The sequence below is a fragment of the Streptomyces coeruleofuscus genome (genome assembly GCF_039532725.1).
In the GTDB taxonomy this organism is placed as follows: Bacteria; Actinomycetota; Actinomycetes; order Streptomycetales; family Streptomycetaceae; genus Streptomyces; species Streptomyces coeruleofuscus.
Genome location: NZ_BAAASE010000003.1, coordinates 157,833 through 176,783 on the forward strand (window position 1 = coordinate 157,833; position 18,951 = coordinate 176,783).

16 protein-coding genes are annotated in these 18,951 nt (G+C 70.6%); 5 read left to right on the forward strand and 11 right to left on the reverse strand.

The window, feature by feature from the left end; all coding sequences use genetic code 11:
- Positions 1–14 precede the first annotated feature (14 nt).
- The 11 genes from ABFX81_RS12000 to ABFX81_RS12050 form a co-directional block, all read right to left on the reverse strand.
- Complete coding sequence (locus ABFX81_RS12000) at positions 15–527, reverse strand: hypothetical protein (protein ID WP_086842853.1); 513 nt, start codon at positions 525–527, stop codon at positions 15–17.
- A complete protein-coding gene (locus tag ABFX81_RS12005; protein ID WP_086842854.1) occupies positions 500–1,777 on the reverse strand; it encodes an MCE family protein in 1,278 nt (425 codons plus the stop codon). The genes ABFX81_RS12000 and ABFX81_RS12005 overlap by 28 nt, the downstream gene beginning before the upstream one ends.
- Positions 1,774–3,078, reverse strand: coding sequence for an MCE family protein (locus tag ABFX81_RS12010; protein WP_086842856.1), 1,305 nt, complete (start codon positions 3,076–3,078; stop codon positions 1,774–1,776). The genes ABFX81_RS12005 and ABFX81_RS12010 overlap by 4 nt, the downstream gene beginning before the upstream one ends.
- Positions 3,075–4,199 carry an MCE family protein gene (locus tag ABFX81_RS12015; RefSeq protein ID WP_346138032.1) on the reverse strand — a complete coding sequence of 375 codons (1,125 nt, stop codon included), beginning with the start codon at positions 4,197–4,199 and terminating at the stop codon, positions 3,075–3,077. Before ABFX81_RS12015 ends, ABFX81_RS12010 begins: the two co-directional genes overlap by 4 nt.
- Positions 4,196–5,347, reverse strand: coding sequence for an MCE family protein (locus ABFX81_RS12020; protein WP_346138033.1), 1,152 nt, complete (start codon positions 5,345–5,347; stop codon positions 4,196–4,198). Before ABFX81_RS12020 ends, ABFX81_RS12015 begins: the two co-directional genes overlap by 4 nt.
- Positions 5,344–6,381, reverse strand: a complete 1,038-nt coding sequence (locus ABFX81_RS12025) for an MCE family protein (RefSeq protein WP_086842858.1) — start codon at positions 6,379–6,381, stop codon at positions 5,344–5,346. The genes ABFX81_RS12020 and ABFX81_RS12025 overlap by 4 nt, the downstream gene beginning before the upstream one ends.
- Entirely contained in the window at positions 6,378–7,619 is a 1,242-nt protein-coding gene (locus tag ABFX81_RS12030; protein WP_086842860.1) for an MCE family protein, read from the reverse strand. Before ABFX81_RS12030 ends, ABFX81_RS12025 begins: the two co-directional genes overlap by 4 nt.
- An 8-nt stretch (positions 7,620–7,627) precedes the next feature.
- Positions 7,628–8,431 carry an MlaE family ABC transporter permease gene (locus tag ABFX81_RS12035; RefSeq protein ID WP_086842861.1) on the reverse strand — a complete coding sequence of 268 codons (804 nt, stop codon included), beginning with the start codon at positions 8,429–8,431 and terminating at the stop codon, positions 7,628–7,630.
- A gap of 3 nt (positions 8,432–8,434) precedes the next feature.
- Positions 8,435–9,205 carry an MlaE family ABC transporter permease gene (locus ABFX81_RS12040; protein WP_010036858.1) on the reverse strand — a complete coding sequence of 257 codons (771 nt, stop codon included), beginning with the start codon at positions 9,203–9,205 and terminating at the stop codon, positions 8,435–8,437.
- A complete protein-coding gene (locus ABFX81_RS12045; protein ID WP_037666998.1) occupies positions 9,202–10,134 on the reverse strand; it encodes an ABC transporter ATP-binding protein in 933 nt (310 codons plus the stop codon). The genes ABFX81_RS12040 and ABFX81_RS12045 overlap by 4 nt, the downstream gene beginning before the upstream one ends.
- A 131-nt stretch (positions 10,135–10,265) precedes the next feature.
- Positions 10,266–11,366 (reverse strand): sigma-70 family RNA polymerase sigma factor, encoded by a 1,101-nt coding sequence (locus ABFX81_RS12050; RefSeq protein WP_346138034.1) that lies wholly within the window; start codon positions 11,364–11,366, stop codon positions 10,266–10,268.
- A 491-nt stretch (positions 11,367–11,857) separates the two neighbouring features.
- On the opposite strand from ABFX81_RS12050, the gene ABFX81_RS12055 reads away from it, so the two are divergent.
- From ABFX81_RS12055 to ABFX81_RS12075, 5 genes are read left to right on the forward strand one after another with little or no spacing between them, the layout of a single operon-like run.
- Positions 11,858–12,883, forward strand: coding sequence for a 2-ketoarginine methyltransferase (locus ABFX81_RS12055; protein ID WP_086855030.1), 1,026 nt, complete (start codon positions 11,858–11,860; stop codon positions 12,881–12,883).
- Between the two features lie 27 nt (positions 12,884–12,910).
- Entirely contained in the window at positions 12,911–14,221 is a 1,311-nt protein-coding gene (locus ABFX81_RS12060; protein ID WP_086855031.1) for an MFS transporter, read from the forward strand.
- Positions 14,218–15,720: an argininosuccinate lyase gene (locus ABFX81_RS12065; RefSeq protein WP_346138036.1), complete on the forward strand. Its 1,503-nt coding sequence runs from the start codon at positions 14,218–14,220 to the stop codon at positions 15,718–15,720. The genes ABFX81_RS12060 and ABFX81_RS12065 overlap by 4 nt, the downstream gene beginning before the upstream one ends.
- Positions 15,721–15,724: 4 nt before the next feature.
- Positions 15,725–16,702, forward strand: coding sequence for a GHMP family kinase ATP-binding protein (locus tag ABFX81_RS12070; protein WP_086855032.1), 978 nt, complete (start codon positions 15,725–15,727; stop codon positions 16,700–16,702).
- Positions 16,692–18,938, forward strand: a complete 2,247-nt coding sequence (locus ABFX81_RS12075; protein ID WP_086855033.1) for a pyridoxal-phosphate dependent enzyme — start codon at positions 16,692–16,694, stop codon at positions 18,936–18,938. The genes ABFX81_RS12070 and ABFX81_RS12075 overlap by 11 nt, the downstream gene beginning before the upstream one ends.
- Positions 18,939–18,951 lie beyond the last annotated feature (13 nt).

Consider the following 18,951-nt stretch of genomic DNA (forward strand, 5'->3'; position numbering starts at 1 on the left):
GTTCGGCCCGTGGGTCAGCCGACGAACTCGACGTCGGACGTCAGCCAGCGGCCGTCCCTGTGCACGAGGTCGAGCTGGAGCCGGTACGTGCGCGCCTCCCCCTCGGGCGCGGCGGTGTTGCTCACCTTGCTGTCGGCGACCACCAGTACCCGGGCCGAGTCCTCGTCGGAGCGGACGATGCCCGCCTCCAGGACCTGGCCCTCCGACACGGACTTGTTCTGGGCCACCAGCTTCGTCAGCTGGTCCGTCTGCGCGGTGAACTGCTTCTTGAACTCGCCGGTCGCGCCCGCCAGTACGTTGGCGCTGTCGCGGTCGTAGTGCCGGTAGTCGAGTGAGGTGAAGTTCAGCGCCGACTGGCGGGCGGCGGCCAGGATGCCCTGGCGCCGCTGGTCCGCCTCGCGCTGCTGGTAGAGGCCGAAGGCCATCCAGAGTGACAGTGCCGTGGTGACGACGGTCGCCGCGACGAGTCCCGCCGTCAGCACTCCGGGTCGCACCGGCCTCAGGCCACGGGGCCAACGAGCAGCCATTGCCACGACTCCTTTCCGAACACGGCCTGCTGGCCGCCCGTCGAGCCGATCTCGACGTTGTTTCCGTCCGGGCCGGTGGTGGTACCGGTCTCCGGGTCGTACGGGGTGACGTACGTCGCCTGGTTCGCGCCGCCGCCGGCGGGCGACGCGCCCGGGGCGTTCTGCGCGCCCCGTACCGACGACTGGCTGCCGCGCGGGAGCGTGCAGCGGGCGCCGGTGTTCGCCTCGCGTATGCTGGTGTCCGCTGGGTCGCGGCGGGCCGTGCCGTACCCCTGGGTGCAGGCCGGCGGGTCGTCGGCGTTCAGGACCAGGCCGAAGTGGGTGGTGCCGTCGCCCGGGACGACCGTGTAGCTGCCCTCGACCATCAGCGGGAAGGTGACCAGGGCCTGCTCGACGCCGGGGAGGCGGGCCAGCGTGACCTGGCCGCCGCTGATCAGGTTGGCCAGCAGGACGGACAGCTCCGGTCCGGTCGACTTCAGCAGCGAGTTCAGCTCCTGCGCCGCCGGCCGCGCGTTGCCGATCAGCTTGCGCAGGTCCCCGTCGCTGGCCTTCAACTGGGCCGAGAGCGCCGCCAGATCACGCGCGAACGACTTGATCGACGAGCCCTGGTCGGCCTGCGTCTTGAGGACCTTGCGTGAGTCCTCGATCAGGGCGATCGTCTCCGGCAGCGCCTCGGACGCCGACTCGACCAGGGTGTTGCCCGAGTCCACCAGGCGGCTCAGGTTCGGGCCGGTACCGGCGAACGCCTTGCCCAACTCGTCGACCGTGACGCCCAGGTCGTCCTTGCCGACCGAGTTCACCAGGCGGTCCAGGCTGAGGACCATGTCCGTCGTCGACAGCGGCACCCGCGTGCTCTCGCGCGGGATCGTGCTGCCGTTCAGCAGGTACGGGCCGCGGGAGGTGCGGGGCTGGAGGTCGACGTACTGCTCGCCCACCGCCGAGCGGTTCGCCACCACGGCCAGCGTGTCCGCCGGGATGCGCGGCGCCCCGTCCTCGATGTCGAGCGCGACCGAGACCCCGTCCGGGCCGGTCAGGCGCAGTGCGCCGACCTTGCCCACCGGCACCCCGCGGTAGGTGACCTCGGCGCCGGGGAAGACGCCCCCGGAGTCGGCGAAGTCGGCCCGCACGGTGTAGCCGCGGTCCAGGACCTCGTCCACCAGGCCCGTGTACTCGGCGCCGACGTACGACACCCCCACGGCGGTGAGGGCGGCGAAGGCGATCAGTTGCGCCTTGACCGTACGGGTGATCACGGCTGGACCCCCTTCAGCATCAGTTCGGCGAGTTCGAGGTCGATCCCCTCGGGCCAGTCGCCCCCGGTGCGGTGGCCGCCGGAGCCGTAGCCGGCGGTGCACACCGGCGGGCACAGCGGGTCGTCGCCGCCCGAGGGGGCCGACGGGCGCGACGGCAGACTCGGACCGCTCGGCAGCGCGGTGGGCTTCGGCACGTCCGGGAGATCCGGTGCGTCCGGGAGATCCGGTACGTCCGGCAGGTCCGGGGCCCCGGGAAGCTCCGGTGTCCGCGTGTCCCCGCCGTTCCCGCCGCCCGGCTCGTCCGTCAGGTTGCCGTAGATCCCGGGCAGGTCGAGGTCCGCCGTGATGTGCAGGTTGACGTAGTCACCCTTGATGGCGTCCACCACGTTGCGGGGGAACGGGTACGTCGTCAGCAGCTCCAGGGAGTTGGGCAGGTCACTGCCCGCCTTGTTGAGCTGTCGCAGGATCGGCCGCAGCCGCTTGAGGTTGGCGACCGTGTCGTCGTGCGAGGCGTTGACCACCTTGGTGCCGGTCCTGCCCAGCTTCGACAGGGCGGTGAGCATCTTGGTCAGGTCGCGGCGCTGGTCGGCCAGGACCTTCAGGGCGGGCGGCATCGTGTCGACGGCCTCGGCGATCGTCGTCTTCTCCTTGCCCAGCCGTGCGGCCAGCCGGTCCACGGCCTTCAGCGCGCGGACGATGTCCCGGCGCTGGTCGTCCAGGCCGCCGATGAAGGTGTCGAGCTCCTCGAGCAGGGACCTGACCCGGTTCTCCCGGCCTTCCAGGGCCTTGTTCAGCTCCGTGGTGATCGTCTTGAGCTGGGCCACGCCGCCGCCGTTGAGCAGGGCGGACAGCGCGGACAGCACCTCCTCGACCTCCGGGTTGCGGCCGCTGCGGGACAGGGGGATCACATCACCGTCGCGCAGCCGGCCGACCGGCGTGCCTTCCGGCGGCTCGGCCAGCGCCACGTACTTCTCGCCGAGCATGCTGGTCTGCCGCAGCCCGGCCACGGCGTTGGCGGGCAGCTTCACCGAGTCGGCGACCCGGAGGCGCACCCTCGCGTGCCAGCCCTCCAGCTCCACCTTCTCCACCGCGCCCACGGTGACGTTGTCGACCTTGACCGCCGACTGCGGCACCAGGTCGAGGACGTCGCGGAACTCGACGGTGACGTGGTAGGCGTGGCCGTCGGCGGCGGCTCCGCCGGGGAGCGGGACGTCGTACCAGCCGTTGAACTCGCAGCCGGACAGCAGCAGCGTCCCGACGGCCGCCCACGCGACCGCCCCGCCCTTGCGCAGTGGCCTCATGCGCGTGCCCCCAGGATTCCGCCGAGGGTGCGGTCGACCGTGCCGGTGGCCGCGGTGCCGTCGGGTACTTCGGGCACTTCGGGCAGGGAGTCGAAGAGGTCCCTCAGGTCCCCGCAGTCGGACTTCTCCCCGGTCGTCTTCAGGATCGAGCACAGCAGGGAGGCCGGGTCCTGCGGGTGGTCGGGGTTGTTGCGGGTGTCGAGGGTGCCTGCGGACGGGTTGTAGGCGTTGTTCAGGTTCGACATGCCCGTCGGCGCGACCTCCAGCAGCTCCTCCAGCGCCGCCCGTTGCGTGACGAGCACCTTGGTCACCTTGCTCAGGCCCTCCACGTTCGAGGTCAGGGACTTCTTGTTCTTCTTCACGAAGGCGGACACGTCACCGAGGGCCGTGCCGAGGTGTTTCAGCGCCGCCGCCAGGTCCTTGCGCTCGCCCGCGAGTTGCTCGGCGACCTTGGCGAGGCTGCTGTTGAACGACCGCACGCTCTTGTCGTCCGCCGCCAGCGCCGCCGTGAACACCTGGAGGTTGCGGACCGTGCCGAACAGGTCCGTACGGCCGTCGGAGAGAGTCGTGACCGCCTCCGAGAGGTCCTCGACCATCCGGTGGAGGTTCTTCCCCTGGCCGTCGAGGTTGTCGGCGCTGACGCCGAGCAGCCGTGACAGGGCGCCGTCCTTGTTGGCGCCCTCGGGGCCGAGCGCCTCGGCCGTGGTGTGCAGGCTGTCGAAGACGCGGTCCAGTTCGACCGGTACGGCCGTGCGCGACTCGGGGATCTCGTCCCCGTCCCGCAGCACCGGGCCGCTCCGGTACACCGGCAGCAGCTGCACGTAACGGTCGCTGACCACCGAGGAGTTGATGATCGCGGCCTGCGCGTCCGCCGGGACCTTGCGGTCAGCGTCGTACTCCAGCTCGACCCGCACCCGGCCGCCCTCCGGCGTGATCTTCCTGACCTGGCCGATCCGCACGCCCAGCACGCGGACGTCCGAGCCGGGGTAGATGCCGACGGTGCGGGGGAAGTACGCCGTGACGCGGGCCGGTTCGGTGCGCGGCCACAGGACGTAGGTGAGCGCGGCGACCAGGGCCAGGGCGGTCAGCAGGGCCAGGCTCTTCTTCCGACGGTTGCTCACTGCGCGCCTCCCGTCCGCGTCCGCGGCACGACCGGGGCGGCGACCAGGTTCTGGACGTAGGAGTCGAACCAGCGGCCGTTGCCGAGCGTGTTGGTGAAGACCCGTACGTAGGGGGCCAGGAGCTTGATGCTCCGCTCCAGGCCGGCTTGGTTCCGTTCGAGCATCTTCACCACGGTGTTGAGGCCCTTGAGCGCGGGCCCGATCTCCTTCTCGTTGTCCTGGACCAGGCCGGAGAGCTGGATGCCGAGCGCGGCGGAGGTCTTCAGCAGCTTGTGGATCGCCGCCCGCCGCTTGTTGATCTCCTTGAACAGCTTGTCGCCGTCCTCGACCAGGGCGGTGAAGTCGCCCGACCGGTCGGCGAGTACGCCCGTCACGCCGTTCGCGTGGTCGAGGAGCTCCCCGAGGGCCTTGTCGCGCGAGGCCACCGTCCGGGAGATCTTCGACAGGCCCTTGATGGACGCCCGTACTTCGGAGGGTGAGTCCTCGAAGGTCGTCGAGATGGTGTCCAGCGCCTTGGCCAGCTGTTCGGTGTCGACCTTCTCCGTCGTGGTGGTGAGATCGCTGAACGCCTGCACGACGTCGTACGCGGGGACGGTCCGCCCCAGCGGTATCTCGCTGCCGGGCTCCAGCCGGCCCCGTCCCTTGGGGTGCAGGGCGAGGTACTTGGCGCCGAGGATCGTCTTGACCCGGATCGACGCGCCGGTCTCGGTGCCGAACCCCGGTTCGTCCTTGATCTTGAAGGTGACCTTGACGTGGTCGCCGTCCAGGTCGACCTCCTCGACCTTGCCGACCTTGACCCCGGCGATCCGCACCTCGTCGCCCGGCTTGAGACCGCCCGCCTCCGCGAAGGCGGCGCTGTACGTCTCGCCGTCGCCGATCACCGGCAGGCGGTCGGCGTTGAACGCGGCCACGGTCAGCAGCGCGAGGACGGTGAGTCCGACGGCGCCGATGACGACGGGGTTGCGCTCGCGGAAGGGGCCGAGACGGGGGCGCCGGAGCCGTATCCTCGGCAGCTTCGGCGGGTCGACACGGACCTTGACCAGCGGCTGCGGACGCGGCGTGCGGCGGGGCAGGAGCCGTACCTTCGGCAGCTTCGGCGGGTCGATGCGCACCTTGACCAGCGGTTCCGGGCGGCGCTTGCGGTTCATGCCCCACACCTCGCCCTCGCCACGTGCATCTCGGGTGTGAGCACCTGCTTCGTCTTCGGCAGCACGATGCGGCCGTCGAAGTCGCACAGGTAGAAGTTGAACCACGAGCCGTAGGACGCCGTCCCCGTCAGCTCGTTGAGCTTGTTCGGCAGCCTCTTCAGCACGCCCTCCACCGTCTTCTCGTTGTCGTTCAGCGTCCCGGTGAGGTCGGTCAGTTCCGCGATGTCGTCCTTCAGCGGCGGACGCGCGTCCTTCAGCAGACCCGAGGTGGCCTCCGTCAGATCGCCGATGCTCACCAGCGACTCCCCGATGGGCTTGCGGTCGGCGGACAGGCCCGAGATGACCCGGCGCAGCTGCTTGAGCAGTCCGGAGAAACGGGCGCCGCGCTTGTCGAGCGTCTTCAGCACGGTGTTGAGGTTGTCGATCACCGAGCCGATCAGCTTGTCGCGGCCGGCCAGCGTCGTGGTGAGCGACGCCGTGTGCGTCAGCAGGCTGTTGACGGTGCCGCCCTCGCCCTGGAGGGTCTTGATGATCTCGGTGGCGAGCTGGTTGACGTCCTTCGGGCTGAGCGCGGCGAACAGCGGCTTGAAGCCGTTCAGCAGTGCGTTCAGGTCCAGGGCGGGCTGGGTGCGCGCGAGCGGGATCGTGCCGCCGGGGCGCAGCCGGGTGCCGTCGCCGGCGCCCTCGGTCAGCGCGACGTAGCGCTGACCGACCAGGTTCCGGTAGCGGATGACGGCGCCCGTGCTGGTGAGCAGCGGCCGGTCCCGGCTGACCGTGAAGGTGACCTCGGCCAGCGTCCGGTCCTTGATCCGGATGCCCGCGACCTCGCCGACCCGCACTCCGGCCACCCGGATGTCGTCGCCCTCCTCCAGGCCGGTGACGTCGCTGAAGACCGCGCGGTACTCGTGCTCGGGAGTGAAGGAGATGTTCACGATGGTGGCGGCGAGCAGGGCCGTCGCCACCACCGTCACCAGCGCGAAGAGACTGAACTTGATCAGCGGAGCGGCGGTCTGCCGGGCACCTGCGGTGCTCATGCGACGCTCACCGCCGTCCCGCGCGCCATCGGCCCGAACAACAGCGTCGCGACCGGCGGCACCTCGTCCGCGGGCACGCCCAGCGCCGGCGCCACGAGCGAGCCGACGGCCCGCTGCTCGGCCCGGGTGGCGGAGACGCCGAGCGGACCGCCCGAAGCCGAACTCGCCTTCTTGGAACCGTCGTCGAGGTGGGCGCCGGGCGCCGGCACCGGAGGATGCGGCAGATCACGGCAGTTCGGTCCCGACCGCTCGCCGTAGCGCGGTTCCTCACCCGGTTCGTACGCGCCCTGCGGCCGTACGACCTCCAGCGTGATGTGCATCTTGCCGCCCCGGAACGCCTCCTCGGACGCCTTCTCCTGCCGGACCAGGCCGGCCAGCAGACAGGGGTACTGGGGGGAGTAGCGGGCGAACAGCTCCAGCGTGGGGCGGGAGACCCGGCCGAGGGTGATCAGCCGGTCGCCGTTGGCGTCGAGGAAGTCCTCGGCGGTGCCCGCGACGGTGGCCGTGGACTTCAGCGCCGCGGCCAGCCGGTCCTTCTCCTCGACGATCGTGCGGCTGGTGGTGACGGTGTTGCGCAGGATCTCCATCAGGTCGGGCGCCGCGTCGCCGTAGACCTCGGCGACGTCGGCGAAGCGTGCGATGTCCTCTTTCAGGGACGGCAGGTGGGGATTGAGGCGGCGCAGGTAGGCCTCCACTCGCGTGAGGTTGTCGCCGATCCGGTCGCCGCGGCCGTCGAGGGCGGTGGCGAACGCGGAGAGCGTGGCGTTGAGCTTGCCGGGCTGGACCGTCCGCAGCAGGGGCAGCAGGTCGTTCATCAACTGCTGGACCTCGATGCCAACGCGAGTGCGGTCCTGGGTGATGACGTCACCGGCGCGGATGGGCCGGCCCGATGAGCCGCGCGGTGCGACCAGGTCGACGTACTTCTCGCCGAACAGCGTCTTGGGCAGCAGGCGCGCGTGCACGTCGGACGGGATCTGGGCGACGTGCTCCGGCTTGAGCGCGATGTCGAGCGTCGCCTTCGTCCCGTCGGCCCGCACCTCGCGCACCTCGCCGACCAGCAGCCCGCGCAGCTTGACGTCGGCGCGCGGATCGAGCTGGTTGCCGAGGCTGTCGGCCTCCAGCGTGATCCGCACGACCGGCGTGAACACCTGCCGGTAGACGGCGACGGACAGGGACAGCAGCAGCGCGAGCACGGCGATGAAGACGAGGCCGTACAACCGCAGTCTCAGCACCCTCATACGGCGGCTCACCCCGCGATCCGTACGGTCGTGCTGGCGCCCCAGATCGCCAGCGACAGGAAGAAGTCCAGGACGTTGATCGCCACGATCGAGGTCCGCACGGCACGGCCCACCGCGACGCCGACGCCCGCCGGGCCGCCGCTCGCGTAGTAGCCGTAGAAGCAGTGCACCAGGATGATCAGGACGGCGAAGACCAGCACCTTGCCGAAGGACCACAGCACGTCCACCGGGGGCAGGTACTGCTGGAAGTAGTGGTCGTAGGTGCCCGTGGACTGCCCGTAGTAGCCGGTGGTGATGGTGCGGGCGGCCAGGTACGAGGACAGCAGGCCGATCACGTACAGCGGGATCACCGCCACGAACCCGGCGATCATCCGGGTCGTCACGAGGAACGGCAGCGAGGGCACGCCCATGACCTCCAGCGCGTCGGTCTCCTCGCTGATCCGCATCGCGCCGAGCTGGGCGGTGAACCCGGCGCCGACGGTCGCGGAGAGCGCGAGTCCGGCCACCAGCGGGGCGATCTCACGGGTGTTGAAGTACGCCGAGAGGAACGCCACGAAGTTGGAGGTGCCGAGCTGGTTGAGCGCGGCGTACCCCTGCAACCCCACTTCCGTGCCGGTGAAGAACGACAGGAAGGCGATCACGCCGACCGTGCCGCCCACGACGGCGAGCGCGCCCCGGCCGAAGCTCACCTCGGCGAGCAGCCGCAGGATCTCCTTCTTGTAGCGGCGTACGGTACGGCCGGTCCAGGCCAGCGACCGCCCGTAGAAGGACAGCTGGGCTCCCAGCTCCTCCAGGCCTTTCAACAGCGCCATGCCTCAGCCCCTCTGGGGAACGACTTGGAAGTACACGGCGGTCATCACGAAGTTCGTCACGAACAGCAACATGAAGGTGATCACCACCGACTGGTTCACGGCGTCGCCCACCCCCTTGGGTCCGCCCTTCGCGGTCAGTCCCTTGTAGGAGGCGACGATCCCGGCGATCGCGCCGAACACCAGCGCCTTGACCTCGGCCGCCCACAGGTCGGAGAGCTGGGCGAGCGTGGTGAAGGAGGCCAGGTAGGCGCCCGGGGTGCCGTTCTGGAGAACGACGTTGAAGAAGTAGCCGCCCGCCACGCCGACCACCGACACCAGGCCGTTGAGCAGCACCGCCACCAGCATCGACGCCAGCACGCGCGGCACGACCAGCCGGTGGATGGGGTCGATGCCCAGCACCTGCATCGCGTCGATCTCGTCGCGGATCTTCCGCGCCCCGAGGTCGGCGCAGATCGCCGTGCCGCCGGCGCCCGCGATCAGCAGCGCGGTGACGATCGGTGAGGCCTCGCGCAGCACGGCGAGCACGGAGGCGGCCCCGGAGAAGGACTGGGCGCCCAGCTGCCGGGTGAGGCTGCCGATCTGGAGCGCGATGACCGCCCCGAACGGGATGGAGACCAGGGCCGTCGGCAGGATGGTGACGCTCGCGACGAACCACGTCTGCTGGATGAACTCCCGCGCCTGGAAGGGCCGTCGCGGAATCGTCCGGACGACGTCCAGCGCCATCGCGAAGAGGCTGCCCGAGTGCCGCAGCGCTCCCACCGGTGACAGGCTCACGCGCCGGCCACCTCCTTCTGGAGCAACGCCGCCTCGCGCCGGGCGATGGCCTCCCAGCGGGGTGATCGGGAGATGCCCGGACCCGGCAGCAGGCGTGGAGCCGGCGGCTCGTGAACGCGCGCGCTGTCGTCGATCTGCGCGAGTTCCTGCTCGACCTGCGCCGCGTCCTTCTCCTCCGCCATGCCGATCGGGCCCTGCATCCGGCCGTTCAGGAACTGCCGTACGACGGGCTCGTCGCTGGCCAGCAGTTCCTCACGCGGCCCGAACATCACCAGCTCGCGGCGGAACAGCAGCCCGATGTTGTCCGGCACCTGGCGCGCCGAGGCGATGTCGTGCGTGACGATCAGGAAGGTCGCGTCGATCTGGGCGTTGAGGTCGACGATGAGCTGGTTGAGGTAGGCCACGCGGACCGGGTCGAGGCCCGAGTCGGGTTCGTCGAAGAGGATGATCTCCGGGTCGAGGACGAGGGCCCGGGCCAGCCCGGCGCGCTTGCGCATCCCGCCGGAGATCTCACCGGGCAGCTTCCCCTCCGCGCCGATCAGCCCGACCATGTCCATCTTCTCCAGCACGATGCGCCGGATGTCGCTCTCGGACTTACGGGTGTGCTCGCGCAGCGGGAAGGCGATGTTGTCGTACAGGTTCATCGAGCCGAACAGCGCGCCGTCCTGGAACAGCACGCCGAAGAGCTTGCGCACCTCGTACAGGTCGTGCTCCCGGAGCTTGGTGATGTCCCGGCCCTGGATCGTGATGGAGCCGCGCTCCGGCTTGAGCAGGCCGACGAGCGTCTTGAGGAACACCGACTTGCCCGTGCCGGAGGGGCCGAGCATGACCGAGACCTCCCCGGCGGGCAGCGTCAGCGAGACGTCCTGCCAGATGACCTGGTGGCCGAAGGACTTGGTCAGCCCTTCCACACAGATCTCGACACCCATCCGGTCCACCCTTCAGCCCATGGAGCAGCTCTGACATCTGCTCTACGGGGAGGGGCGGGGCGTCCGTCGCTCGAATGGCGGATTTTTTTCGGGCGGGTTTCCGGGCGGGTCTGCGGGCGGGTTTCCGGTCGCTACGGAAGCGGGCTCGGCGTGGGCCCGGGGAGCGAGGCGGACGGTCCTGCGGGAGCCTCCGGGACCGCGGGGACCGCAGTGTCGGTCGGCACGGCGGAGGGCTCCACCGGCAGGTCGGGGACGTCGGGCTTCGGGACGTCGGGCACCTGCGGGACCTCCGGCGCGGACAGCGCGGGCAGAGGTGACACCGGGACCCCCGGAACATCCGGAACGCCCGGGACCTCCGGCAGCGACGGCACGGACGGCAGCGACGGCACGGACAGCGGGAGGAACGATTCTCCGGCGGCGGACTCGACCGCTCCGCGTTCGGCTGCCGCTGTCGTGGGCTCGTTCCCCCGAGTCGTACGGCCCCCGCCACCGCCGTCCGGCCGCAATGTCTCCGCGTCCGGCGAGGCGACCGCGGGGCGAGGCGCCGTACCGCCCCCGCCTCCGCCGCCGTCGAGGGCGTACGGCAGCACGAACCCCGCCACCGCAAGGGACGCCGCCGTCGAGGCGACCGCCACGGCCTGGGCCCTGCCGACTCCGCGCGGCCGTCCCCACCCGATCAGGAACAGCGCGAACCCGAGCGTGGCGGCCAGCGACTGCCGCAGCGTCCGCCGGGCGCGGGCCAGCAGCGACTCGACGGTCCGGTAGCTCAGCCCCATCCGGACGGCGACCTGGCCGACGTCCAGGTCCTCCGACTTCAGCCGCAGCGCCTCGGCCTGCCGCGCGGGCAGCTCACCACTGCGCACCGCCAGCCACTTCGCCTCGGCCCGGTCGCACACCGCCTCCTCGACGGGCACCGGGCCGGGGGCGATGAGCGTCGGGCTGGTACGCACCTCGGCCTCGCGGTTCACCTGCCGGTAGCGGTCGACGCACAGCCGCATCGTCACCGTCGTCAGCCAGGCCGCGAGCCGCTCCTCGTCCAGGTCGGGCCGCTCGGCGGCGCGCAGCATCGCCTCGTGCACGGCGTCCTCGGCGTCCTCCGGGCTCATCGACCTGCGCCGGGCTACCTTGAGCAGGTGCTCGCGGTGGCTCCACATGCGCCGCCACCGCTCGTCGGCCGCGGTCACCTCCGCAGGTGTCTCTGCGGGCATGTCCGCAGGCATGTCCGTCGCCATGAGGCCCCTTCGCGCTCGCCCACCGGTCTCGTGCTGTCCGGCGGTGGGCGACATTACCGCTCAGTATCGGCCGTTGTGGAGGGGGAGACGGTCATCGAGTCCGCGCTGTTACTGGTGAGCGGGGCGCCGCTGGGCAGCGGGTCGTCGCCGGGGAACTCGATGTCACTGAGCCGAGGCCATCCGGAATGGGCCTTCGCAGTGGTGGTGCCGGCGGCACCCGCAGAGGCGACGAAATCGCCCATAATCCGACGACGGGATAAGGCAGACGAGTCGGACCGCAGCCGACTATATTTGGCCTAGCAAAGCCTGTGGATGATGTCAAGCCTGGTGACCTTGAGAATATTCCGGTTACAGTGTCTACGCTTGAGCGAGTGCGGGAGAGTGACCACTCTCCCTATTTCGGGGGATTTCCGGGGGAATGTCATGGGGAAACTCAGCCTGCCCGGACCTCTGTCGTGCGTGCCTTGTAACGACTAGAGCGAAGCGAGACCATGGAGCAGGATTTCGAGCAGCGCCTGATCACTGCGATCCAGCCGATCAGGGGTTTCTTTCTGGCGCAATGTCTTGAGTTCGCCATGACCAGCGGACTTCTGAGCAAACTCGGTGAAGCCTCCCCGACGGATGTGGAGCAGCTCGCCAAAGACCTGGCCCTCGCACCCGAGCGGCTGACCGGATTGTTGCGCTACCTGGAAGGTGAAGGGGTGGTCACCGACTCGGAAGGGTCGCCGGCCATCACCGCCAAGGGCCGTGAATTCCTGGAATTCCGCCCCTGGTACGAGCTTCTGATCGGCGGGTACGGCGCCACCCTGCGGGAACTGCCCGAGGTCATGGCCGACCGCACCCGCTTCGCCTCGCGCAACGGCACCATGGTCGGACTCGGCAGCTGCGGGATGAGCCGCTACGACGCCATTCCGCTGGTCAAGCGCCTCATCGACCGGCTGCCCGAGCCCCCGAGCGCCGTGGTGGATCTGGGATGCGGCGACGGCACGTTCCTGCTCGACCTGTGCGAGGGCGGCCGCCCCGGTATCGGCGTGGACCCGCACCCGGGCAGCATCGACAACGCCCGCCGCGCGGCCGCCGAGCGCGGCCTGTCCGACCAGGTCGGTTTCGTGAACGCGACGGCCGAGGACTACATGGCGCAGGTCAGGCCGGAGGCCGGTCCCACCCCGTGCTTCGTCACGGCCTTCTCCTTGCAGGAGGTCCTGGAGCAGAAGGGGCGGGACGCCACCGTCGAGGTGGTCCGCACCGCGCTCACGCACACGCCCGGCGCCCACCTCGCCGTCGTCGAGGTCGACCACCGGCCCCTGGACCCCGCGGTACTGCGGCACGGCCTGGGCAACGCGTACTACAACCCGTACTACTTCCTGCACCAGATCACCGAGCAGCGGCTGGAGACGCGCGCCTTCTGGGACGAGCTCATCGCGGAAGCGGGCGGGCACATCGTTGAATGTCTGACGACGTCCCCGGAAGTCGACTCGACAGGGCTCGAATTGGGTTACCTGGTACGCGGCCAGTAACACCTGAAATTGGGGACAGGTACCTTCATGCCATCCGGTCTTTGGCGGCACCGGGACTTCAGGAACCTCTGGCTCGGCCAGACATCGTCGATGTTCGCGGCGAATATGGTGGCGGTTATTTTCCCGCTCCTCGCCGCGGTTTCCCTGGATGCTTCCGTATTCGAAATGGGTCTGCTTTCGGCGGCGGGCCACGTGCCATATCTCTTTGTGAGTCTCTTCGCCGGTGTCTGGCTCGACAGAAAACCGAAGCGGGCCATTATCGTGCTGTGCGACACGGCTCGCGCACTTCTTTTGCTCGGCCTTCCTGCCGCCTCGTGGCTTGACGTTCTGAGCGTTCCTGTCCTGTTGGTCATCGCGTTGCTCGTCGGTTGCTTCAGCGTGGTCGCGGACGTCGGAAGTTCCGCGATTCTGCCGTCCCTCGTCAAACGCGACGAGCTCATCGACGGCAACAGCAAGCTGGAGATGAGTGCCTCTTCGGCCAGCGTGGCCGGAAGTGCGCTGGGCGGCGCGGTGTTCCAGCTTCTCGCCGGCGCCGCCTCCATGCTCATCAACACGGTGCTTTTCGGCCTCTCCGCCGTCTTCACCGCGCTGATCCGCGGCGAACGGAAGCCCGCCGGCGGCGAGGCGGAGGGGGGCGAGGCGGACCAGGAGCAGAGCCAATCGATACGGCAGGACATCGCCGACGGCATCAAGTTCGTCACCGGTCACGTCACGGTGCGCACCCTGATCCTGGCCACCCTCATCATCAACTTCTTCATGGCGATCGCGGAGCCCGTCTCCCTCGTGTTCGTCACGCGCACCCTCGACATCCCGCCGTTCTCGGTCGGCCTCGTGCTCGCCGCCTCGGGCGTCGGCGCACTGCTCGGCGCCGTCATCGCGGCCCCGATGAGCCGGGCGCTCCCCCTGGGCAGGCTGATCGTGCTGACCGCCTCGCTCACCGGTCTCGCCTCGCTGCTGACACCGCTCGCCACGCTGGTGCCGGTGCCCGCCGCCGTGACGCTGCTGATCGCCATGTACGTGCTGGACGCCGCCATGATCATCGTCTACAGCATCAACGTACGCAGCTACCGCTCGGCCATCACCCCCGACGCCCTGCAGGGCCGGATGAACGCGACCAACCGCATGGCCGTCATGGGCGTGATGCCGGTCGGAGCCGTTCTCGGCGGTCTGCTGGGCACCCTGGTGGGCACCCTGCCCGCGCTCGTCCTGGCCTCGCTGGGCATGTTCATCGCCCCCGTGATGCTGGCCTGCTCGCACGTGCGCACCGTCAAGAGCGTCCCCGAGCCCGAAGAGGAACCCCGGCCGGACGAACCCCGGGTGGAGGAGGAGCGGGCATGAGCGGACAGCTGAGCGGCCGGGTCACCGAGGATCCCAGCGCCCTCGTGAGGGAGTTGGTGCTCGACCCGCAGTTCCGCTACGAGACGCGCACCCTGTTGCCCTCCTACGTGGCGATCGAGAAGGTCATCGTCGCCGAGTACCTGAGGATGGACCTGATCGACGCCGAGCAGGCCCGCACCCTCGGCGGTCTCCTGGACGACGTGACCCCCGAGCGCATCGAGGAGGCCCGGCAGCAGAACCTGTCCGACATCGCGCTCGCCCTGGAACGCACCGTCACCGAGGGCCTCTCGGCACCCGTGCCCGTCTGGCACGTGGACCGCAGCCGCAACGACCTCCAGGCCTGCGCGCAGGTGATGTACGCCAAGCAGCGCCTGCGGGAGACCGCCGGGCAGCTGCACGCCCTCGCCGACGCGGCCCGCCGCCTCGCCGAGCGGTCCGTCGACGTCCTGATGCCGGGTTACACGCACTTCCAGTCGGCGCAGGTCATCAGCGCGGGCTTCTACTTCGCCGCGCTCGACGAGCGGCTGCTGCGCCGCTCGCGCCGCCTGCTGCTCACCTACGACTCGATCGACGCCTGCCCGCTCGGCGCGGGCGCCCTGTCGGGGCAGGAACTGGCCTGGGACCGTGAGCGCATCGCCCGCCTGCTGGGCTTCGAGCGTCCCGAACCGCTCGCGCTCACCGCCGTCGCCTCCCGCGAATGGGCCCTGGAGGCCACCGCCGAACTGGGGCTGCTCGGCGCCACGCTGAGCCGGTTCTGCACCGACCTGCTGATGTGGGCCGGCAGCGAGCACGGCTTCCTCGACCTGCCCGACGCGCTGTCGGGGATCTCCGCGTCCATGCCGCAGAAGAAGAACTTCCCGCTGCTCGAACGCATCCGCGGCAAGACCGCCCACCTGGCCGCCTTCCACGTGGACGCGCTGCTGGGCCAGCGCAACACCCCGTACACCAACCTCGTCGAGGTCTCCAAGGAGGCGGGCGCGCACGTGGCGCAGGCCTTCGACACCGGCCGGGACGTGCTGCGGCTGTTCACGGCCGTCCTGGAGGGGCTGCGGCTGCGCGAGGACAAGCTGCTCGCGGCCTGCGAGAAGGAGTTCTTCGGCGGCTTCACGCTCGCCAACCAGCTGACGCTGCGGCACGGCATCCCCTGGCGTACCGCCCAGGTGATCGCCGGAGGCTATGTGCTGGCCGCGGTGCGCGCCGGGCACACCCCCGAGGAACACGCCCCGGACGTGCTGCGCGAGATCGCGGCCGGGCACGGGCACACCGTCGACGCCGTCGACGCCGAGGCGCTGCTCCAGGACGCCTTCGACGTGCGGCGCGCGCTGCGGCGGATGAGCTCGGCCGGCTCCGCCCACCCCGACCGGGTCGGCGAGGTCCTGGCCGCGCAACAGCAGGACGCGAAGGTTCTGGCCGACGCCTGGGCGGTACGTGCCGACGCGGTGCGCACCGCCCGGGCGACGACGAACCGGGCCCTCGGCCTCGTCACCAGTACGGAGTGAGCGGATGCGGGGGGACACGATAGACGAGGGGACGGCACACGCGCCGCCGGCCACGACCTGGGCCGCGCAGGCGGCCTTGCCGGTCGGCAGCGGATCGGCGGTGGGCACCTTCGGCGAACTGCTCCAAGGGGTCCTGCCGGATCACCGGCACTTCCTCGTGACGCTGCCGATCACCGCCGGCAGCACCGCGCGGTTCCGCTACGCCGACGACGCCGGCGGCGTCACGGTCGACGCACCACGCAAACAGAAGTCGGCACACGCGGCCGCACTCGCGCTCAAGGAGCTCGGCCGGCCCGGCGGCGGACAACTGCTGCTCACCAGCGAACTGCCCGAGGGCAAGGGCCTCGCCAGCTCGTCCGCGGACCTCGTCGCCTCCGTGCGCGCGGTCGCCGACGCCTTCGGCGTGACCTTCCCCGCCGCAACGGTCGAAGCGCTGCTGCGCGAGGTGGAGCCGTCCGACGGGGTCATGCACGACGAGATCGTGGCCTTCCTGCACCGCGAGGTGCGCCTGCACCGGCGCCTCGGTCACCTGCCCCGCCTCGTGGTCGTCGGCTACGACGAGGGCGGCCAGGTCGACACCGTCACCTACAACCGGCACGACACCCCCGTGCCCGCACGAGCGCGGGCCGAGTACGGGCAGTTGCTCGACACCCTGACCGCCGCCGTCGCCGCCCACGACCTGCGCACCGTGGGCCGCGTGGCCACCCGCAGCGCCGAACTGCACGTGCGCACCCGGCCGCGGGCCGCGTTCGCGCCGTTGCGGCGGGCCTGCGAGGAAGCCGACGGGCTCGGCGTCGTCATCGCGCACAGCGGCACCATGCTCGGTGTCCTCCTCGCCGGCGACGACCCGGAACTGGAGAGCAAGACCGTCCACCTGCGCGGCCACTGCGCACGCCTGGGCGGTACCAGCGCCCTCTACCACTACGCGCCCGGCACGACCGCGCGGCACCCCGCGACCGAGGAGAACGGCGATGTTCTTTGATGCCATGCACGACGCGATCGGTTCGACGCCGCTGGTGCGACTGAAGCTGGACGCCGCCCCCGGTGTGGAGGTCTGCGCCAAGCTGGAGATGCACAACCCGTTCGCCATGAAGGACCGGGTCGCCCGCAGCATGCTGCTGGAGGCCCGACGCCTCGGCGTGCTGCGGCCGGGCGCCCCCGTGATCGAGAGCTCGTCGGGGACGATGGCCCTGGGCATCGCCCTGGTCGGACGCTCCCTGGGACACCCGGTGCACATCGTCACCGACCCGCGGATCGACACCATCACCCTCGCCAAACTGCGGGCGCTGGGCTGCGAGGTCCACGTCGTGGAGCGCATGTCCAGCCACGGCTGGCAGAGCGCCCGCATCGAGCGCCTCGAACAGCTCAGAGCGGATCTGCCCGGCGCGTTCTGGCCGCAGCAGTACAGCAACCCCGACAACCCCGGCGCCTACCGTGAACTCGCCCAGGAACTCGTCACGGACCTCGGCACCGTCGACGTACTGGTCGGCTCCGTCGGCAGCGGCGGCTCGCTGTGCGGCACGGCCCGCGCGCTGCGCCGCCACAACCCCGACCTGTACGTCGTCGGCGTGGACTGCGTCGGGAGCGCCCTGTTCGGCCAGCCCGACCGGCCCGGACGACTGCAGAGCGGCCTCGGCAACAGCCTGCAGCCCGCCAACCTCGACGCGTCCCTGCTGGACGAGGTGCACTGGCTCAACGACCACGAGGCGTTCGCCGCGACCCATGAACTCGCCCACGACCAGCAGATCTTCGCCGGGAACACCTCCGGGTCGGTCTACCAGGTGCTGCGCTACCTGGCCCGTACCAGCGAGCCGGGCCGCCGCGTCGTCGGCATCTTCCCCGACCGCGGTGACCGCTACGCCGAGACCGTCTACAGCGACGACCACTGGCAGCAGCACCGGCTCACCGGCCTCGAACGCGCCGAGCAGCCCACGCAGGTCACGTACGGCACCGAGGTGCACGCCTGGTCGCGGGCCCTGCTCGCGGACGCCCGGCCCACCCCGCGCACCCTTCTCTTCGTCGAGTCGAACACCACGGGCACGGGCATGGCCGCCCTGGGCCTGGCCCGCGAGCTGGGCTACACCCCGGTGTTCCTCACCAACGACCCCGAGCGGTACGCGGGACTGGCCGACACCGGCAGCGAGATCATCGTGTGCGACACGAACACGCTGCCCGCGCTGCGCGAGACGGTGCAGGCCCGCTTCCGCCGCGACGAGATCGCCGGAGTGACGACCACCAGCGACTTCTACGTGCCCGCCGTCGCCGAACTCGCCACCTGGCTGGGCGCTCCCGGCAATCCGCCCGAGGCCGTGCGGATCTGCCGGGACAAGGCACGGCTGCGCGAGACTCTGGACCGGGCGGGGGTGCGCCAGCCCCGGTTCGTGGCGGTGCGCGACGCCGCCGCCACCGCGGCGGCCGTGGCCGACGTGGGCCTGCCGTGCGTGGTCAAGCCCGCCGACGACTCCGGCTCCACCGACGTACTGCGCTGCACCACCGCCGAGCAGGCCACCGCACACGTCGCGCACATCCTGAAGCGGACGGTGAACGCGCGCGGACTGCCCATGGCCGGCACGGCCCTGGTCGAACAGCTCGCCGACGGGCCGGAGTTCAGCGTCGAGATGTTCAGCACCGAGGGCCACCACCACTGTGTCGGCGTCACCGCCAAGACGGTCACCGGCACCCCGCACTTCGTCGAGCAGCAGCACCTCTTCCCGGCGCCGGTCGCCGCATCGGTCGCCGCCGACCTGGAGCGCACCGTGCGCGCCGCGCTCACCGCGGCGGGCATCCGGTTCGGACCCACCCACACCGAGGTGCGGCTGCTGCCGGACGGGCCGGTGATCATCGAGGTCAACCCGCGGCTGGCCGGCGGAATGATCCCGGAGATGATCCGGCTCGCCACCGGCACCTCGCTGCTGGAACAGCAGGTGCGGGCCGCGACCGGCCAGCGGCCGCGTCTGGAAGCCGAGTTCACCCGGCAGGGCGGCATCCGCTTCCTGATGGCGGACCAGGCCGTGCGGCTCGCCGCCGTCGAGGGCGTCGAGCGGGCCGCCGCGATCGCCGGGGTGGAGCGGGTGACGGTGACAGCACGGCCGGGCACCGAGGTGCGGCCCGCGACGGACGCCTACGGACGGCTCGGCCACATCATCGCGACGGCCGAACGCCCCGACGAGATCGAGAAGATCCTCGACGCCGCCGAGGGCGAGATCCGCTTCCGGTGAGCGCGGGCGTGAG